Raw genomic sequence first — 5986 nt, 5'->3', positions numbered from 1 at the left:
TAGTTATGAAAAATGCACCTCTTTTATCCTGACATGCTTTGTACTCATTTTTGTAATTAATTCTGTCCGGCTACTTAAATGCACCAATTAGTTTTCATCAAGAAGGCATTGGAATTGATAAATATACTGCTGAAAAGTTGATTTTACCTGCGGTGGTAATTGATATTTGTAAACAGATTAATGATAATACTAATTTCGACTATAAGCTGAATATTACAGATGTAATTACGTGGGAAAAACAACATGGGAAAATTCCATCTGGTTGTGTGGTGTTATTGCATACGGGATGGGCAAAAAAATGGGAAAATGCTAATGATTTTATGCCACAAGATAAAGATGGAAATATTCATTTTCCTGGATTTAGTCGCGATGTCAGCGAATTTTTATTAACAGAACGTCAAATCGCAGGTTTAGGAATCGATACGCATGGAGTTGATGCAGGAATTGATACAGAATTTTCTGTGAATCGTTTGCTATTAGAAAAACCACGCATTGTTTTAGAGAATTTGAGCAACTTAGATAAATTACCACCAACAGGAATTACAATTGCGATTGCACCTCTTCGACTTCGCGATGGTTCGGGTTCTCCTGTGGGAGTTTTAGCGCTATTTTGAATTGGTAAATTTTCAATATATCTTGGCGACTTGGTGGTTATATAATGTTATATGATATTTGTAATTCAAATATGATTGCTATAGCAGTCCTAAATCATTTGTGAAAATCTCTCTATATTATCTTGGCGTTCTCAGCGTCTTGGCGGTTTATTCTTTCAATCTTTTTTCACAAATGCAGATGTTAACCAAGCAGTAGAATCTGCCCGCAAAGCTTATCAAACATGGCGAAAAATTCCTGCTCCAACTCGTGCTGAATACATTTTTCGCGTCGGAGAATTATTACTCCAACATAAAGAAGAACTCGCACAATTCATCAGTCGGGAAATGGGTAAACCCCTCACAGAAGCACGGGGAGACATCCAAGAAGGGATTGATTGTGCATTTTACAGTGCAGGGGAAGGAAGACGCTTATTTGGGCAAACTACCCCCTCGGAAATGCCCAATAAATTCGCAATGACAGTCAGAACCCCCATTGGTGTTTGCGCTTTAATTACCCCCTGGAATTTCCCTATCGCTATTCCTTGTTGGAAAGCAATGCCAGCACTAGTATGTGGGAATACAGTCATCCTTAAACCTGCCGAAGAGACCCCAGCTTGTGCAACAAAATTAGTCGAGATTTTTGCTTTATCAGGTTTACCAGATGGAGTTTTTAACTTAGTACATGGAGTTGGGGAAGAAGTAGGTAAAGCATTAGTAGAACATCCCGATGTCAACTTAGTTTCATTTACAGGTTCCTCAGAAACAGGTTCACAAGTCGGGGAAATTTGCGGACGTACCCACAAACGAGTATGTTTAGAAATGGGTGGAAAAAATGCTCAAATTGTCATGGAAGATGCAGATTTAGAGCTTGCACTTGATGGAGCAATTTGGGGTGCATTTGGAACTACTGGACAGCGTTGTACAGCAACAAGTCGATTAATTTTACATCACGATATCAAGGCAAAATTTACAAAAATGTTATGCGATCGCACCAGTAAATTACGTTTAGGTGCTGGTTACAATGTTGATACCGAAATTGCGGCAATAATTAATCAAAGACAGTTAGAACGGGTTTGTAAATACATGGATATTGCCCGTGCAGAAGGAGCAAATATTTTAATTGGTGGGGAAATTGCTGCTGAAGGTAATTTAAAAGACGGTTATTTCTTTAAACCCACAATTTTAGATAACGTCACACCACAGATGCGGGTTGCTCGTGAAGAAATTTTTGGTCCAGTAGTTGCTTTGATGGAAGTAAAATCATTTGAGGATGCGATCGCAATTATCAATGATACTAATTATGGGCTTTCTTCTTCGATTTATACTCGCGATATCAATAAAGCTTTTGTTGCAATGCGGGATATTGAAGCGGGTATTACCTATATAAATGGTCCCACAATTGGTGCTGAAGTGCATCTACCTTTTGGTGGAGTCAAGCAAACTGGAAATGGACATCGTGAAGCTGGAAGCGCTGCGATTGATACATTTACTGAATGGAAAACGGTTTATGTAGACTTTTCGGGAAGTTTACAACGGGCACAAATTGATAATAGGGAATAGAGCATTAAGAACTACAATTATTTATTAAGATTGTCTGTAAGAGATGCTGTAAGAAACTGGGTTTCTCCTCCATGCAAAATCTAAAGTCAAGTATGATAAATTCAAGAAGCCCAGTTTCTCTCAAAACGAAAAACCTCCAAATTAAAGGGAATGTGAAGAGTTTTTTTCTGGAATTGGATATGTATCTGGTGTATCTGTTAATTCAACGATAAACTTGGGAAAAATAAGTATACCTATCCTTCATAACATGAACATCACAAATACATTTTTGGAAATCCATATATGAAAAGTTTTTTTAACGCAATATTTCAAGCTATCTTTTGGGGTTGGAATCTAATTTTCCTATCAGTTGTGTATTTGGGAATTTTGCCATTCATTGGTATATTCTTAATACTTGCAACCTTCGAGGGGCAGATTCCCATTGAGTTTTTCTTCTCCCTATGTACATTAATTGCAGTACCAGTAGCTTGCACAATTATTGGGGGTAAAAAGTTTAGCAGTCAACCTCTAGAACTCTTACGACTATTTTATGCTGTTGAAGCACCCTTAGTTTTACTTTGTGGGTTGCGATTATTTGTATTTCGAGAACTTACCCCTGCGAGTGTCCACATTTTAATCAGTATAGGTGTTTGTATTTCTGCCTTTGCCGCAGAAATGTTGTATGGTTATGCAAATACAAAACGTAGCATTGCTTGGTTGCAAATGTTAGTCCATAGTTTAATGCTATTTGTTGGTATTTATGCTGGCAGTATTCTGCTATTTTATGCTTTACCCGTTGCAGCTTGGTTAATCGTAGAAATCCTCAAATTTGAATGGGCTATCAATCTTTGGCAGATATTTATAGCCAACCCAGTAATTACCATTGTTTATGGAATTCCTTTTTACTTCCTACTATTTGGAATGACTTGTTCGCTATTTGTAGCAATGCCTTCCTTAGTTGCATATCTGTATACTACTTCTGGGATAAAAATCTTAAAAGCATTTGCAGCACAGTACGGAACCAAGAAAGCAGTAGCAGGATTTTTGGGAGTTGCGATCGCAACTTTTACCCTCTTCATTTCTTTCCAGCAACAACCACAAGTTAAAGCTTTTTCCCTCCTCAATAATCCCCCGCAAACTGATAATGCTCGTCAAGTTTTATTGTCGAAGTCAGATACAATTCGTTCGGGATTAGTCAATGCCTATTTATCAAATTACCGCTATCTCAGTAGTGTCAAAGATAATAATCATATTGAGAATATGTATGAAAAAATCTTTGGCTTTCCTAAATCAGTTAATAAAAGCATCCAAAATATTTACAATCAATTAATGTCACCATTTTTATATAATGGGACAGAATCCGATGTTCAAAAAGCAGATAAACTTTACTCACAATTTTTTGATCTTCCCATCCAAAAAGGTGAACAAAATGCTATTAATCACGCTTTAGAATCAACTTCTAATTTAGATGAAGCTAAAGCTGGATTGCTCAATCTCAACCAGAAAAAAGTGTGGTTGAAACAGCAAGAAGTTACCACAAAAGAACATAAAGACTGGGCAAATGTAGAATTACATGAGATTTATGAAAACACAACTAGAGATGTCCAAGAAGTATTTTACTCCTTTTCATTACCAGAAAGCGCAGTAATTACAGGTCTTTGGTTAGGTGATACAGCAGACTTATCAAAACGTTTTGAATATGTACTTTCTCCCCGTGGTGCAGCACAAAAAGTATACAATCAACAAGTACAAAGAGCAAGACCAATTGACCCAGCATTATTAGAACAAGTTGGACCAAGACATTACCGTTTGCGAGCATTTCCTATACCAGTAAAACCCTCACCAGCACAACTACAATCTCAAGGAAATATTCCTACAGAAATGCATCTTTGGTTAACTTACAAAGTCATGCGACAAGATAAAGGTTGGGCATTACCACAGTTAGGAGAAAAACGAAATATCTATTGGACAAATGGTTTAGTAAATAAAACCAAGCGCATTCGTAATGGTCAAGTTATTAATCAAATATACAATGAAAAAAATGACAAAAATCAAAAATCAGATGATTGGTTAGAAGCATATTTACCTGGAAACAAAGAACTAGGTATCCACACAGTAAATTTAAGCTTCTCCACAAATGAATACAAAATCACAGCAAAACCTCTAAATACACAAGATTATTCCTTACCCATAAATCAACGCTTTGCGATTGTTCTCGATACTTCCCGTAGCATGAACTCCCATATTCAGGAATTAGAAAAAACCTGGAATTGGTTGAGAAAAGAAGGATTTGCTAACAATAACCTAGCTGATAACGATGCTGATTTATATCTCACATCCATCCCAGGGACAGAACCAAAACGACTTGATGATATTAATCAATTCAAACCTGGAAAAATGACCTTTTATGGAACTATGCAACTCAAAGAAATGTTGCAACAATTTGACAAAATGCGGGGTAATACTAATTATGATGGTATTTTGTTAGTCACAGATGAAGGAAGTTACGAATTATCCGATGATAAGAAAAATCTTCCCAAAATCAACTCACCACTATGGTTAGTACATTTAGGTTCGCTTCCCAAAGCTTACGACGACACAATTATTAAAGCGATCGCAGATAGTAATGGTGGAGTATCTACCGATATTTCCGAAGTTCTCAAAAGACAAGCAACAAAATCGAAATTAGGAAACTCAGTTGTAAACGTCATCGATGGTTACGCTTGGTTCATGGAGAAACTTACCAACCCTTCTTCTTCACTTTCTACTCCCAATTCCTTCGATTCCCTAGCAGCTAGACAGCTAATTACAGGTTTAAGTCGTGAGAAAAATTTAGACCAATTAGCAGAACTCGACGCAATTCACGAATTAGCGAAAAGGTTCAAAATTGTTACTCCTTACTCATCGATGATTGTCCTAGTAAATGACGAACAACGCAGACAATTAAAAGAAGCAGAAGCCGATAAAGACCGCTTTAATCGTAAAATAGAATCAGGGAAAGAAGATTTAACTAAACCCTCAAATCCATTGAAATCTGCCAGTATTCCCGAACCTTCCACTGGTATTGCCGTGGTAATAGCAGGAATCCTGTTTTTTGTGTTTACGAAAAAGCGACGGATGAATGTGAATTAATTAATAATATCCCTGACATTTTTTAACAGTTGGGGATACGAAATCAAGAGAAAAGGTGAAAATCAGGGTTATGAGCGAAAATAATAGCAACAATCAAGAAAGTGACAATCAAGATTATTTTAAACGCGATCGCACAGAAGCAGACAAATTTGTAGTCGAAATTCCTCCCGAAAAACCTCCCACATACCACGAAAAACTTCCATCAGGTTTCGATCCAATGGGGGAAATATATCTCAGAGGACATGCTTACAGAGGTTTATCTAGTGGAACTCAACCTTGGTGGGTAATTATATCAGGATGGTTCATTTTTGGAGGTATTGCCTTCATGATAATTGGTGTTGCAATATCTTCGTTATCTCCCGTGCTGATTATTCCCTTTCTTTTTGCTTTAATTCCGGTGATAATTTTGTGGAGGGGTACTGCTGCTAAACTTGCTAATCGCAAATCTCAAAGAAGATAAAATTGGATTAATCCGGCTTATTTTTTTCTTTTGCTTCATTGCAATAGACAGAGCTAACCCCTAACTTCAAAATCTTTAGGTGTGATATCATAACCACCAAACTTATCTAAATATTCCAGAATAGAAGTACCAAATCCATCTCGCGAAACTTTACCTAAAACAAGTAAATCCACAACCTTATCTGGGGGAGCATCCCACTTTTTATTTAGCGAGCAAAGATTAATCCATTAAGGTAAGCACAACGGTGAGCAATGACTTGAGG

Annotated in this window: 3 protein-coding genes and 1 pseudogene; all 4 read left to right on the top strand. The window is 36.9% G+C overall.

From position 1 onward, the window contains the following. The first annotated feature begins 59 nt into the window (after window positions 1–59). The 4 genes and pseudogenes from CK510_RS24845 (at window position 60) to CK510_RS24830 (ending at window position 5724) form a co-directional block, all read left to right on the top strand. Window positions 60–614: a cyclase family protein gene (locus CK510_RS24845; RefSeq protein ID WP_095724227.1), complete on the top strand. Its 555-nt coding sequence runs from the start codon at window positions 60–62 to the stop codon at window positions 612–614. A gap of 177 nt (window positions 615–791) precedes the next feature. Further along, window positions 792–2153: pseudogene (locus CK510_RS24840) on the top strand (aldehyde dehydrogenase family protein); the annotation flags it as partial. Window positions 2154–2435: 282 nt separating this feature from the next. Further along, window positions 2436–5264: a TIGR02921 family PEP-CTERM protein gene (locus tag CK510_RS24835; RefSeq protein ID WP_095724225.1), complete on the top strand. Its 2829-nt coding sequence runs from the start codon at window positions 2436–2438 to the stop codon at window positions 5262–5264. A 70-nt stretch (window positions 5265–5334) separates the two neighbouring features. Beyond that, entirely contained in the window at window positions 5335–5724 is a 390-nt protein-coding gene (locus CK510_RS24830; RefSeq protein WP_095724224.1) for a hypothetical protein, read from the top strand. Window positions 5725–5986: the final 262 nt, after the last annotated feature.

Origin of the sequence: Brunnivagina elsteri CCALA 953 (assembly GCF_002289455.1) — a bacterium.
Classification (GTDB): Bacteria; Cyanobacteriota; Cyanobacteriia; order Cyanobacteriales; family Nostocaceae; genus Brunnivagina; species Brunnivagina elsteri.
Note: the sequence above shows the minus strand (reverse complement) of the source record. Positions and strands in the feature narration are given on the sequence as shown.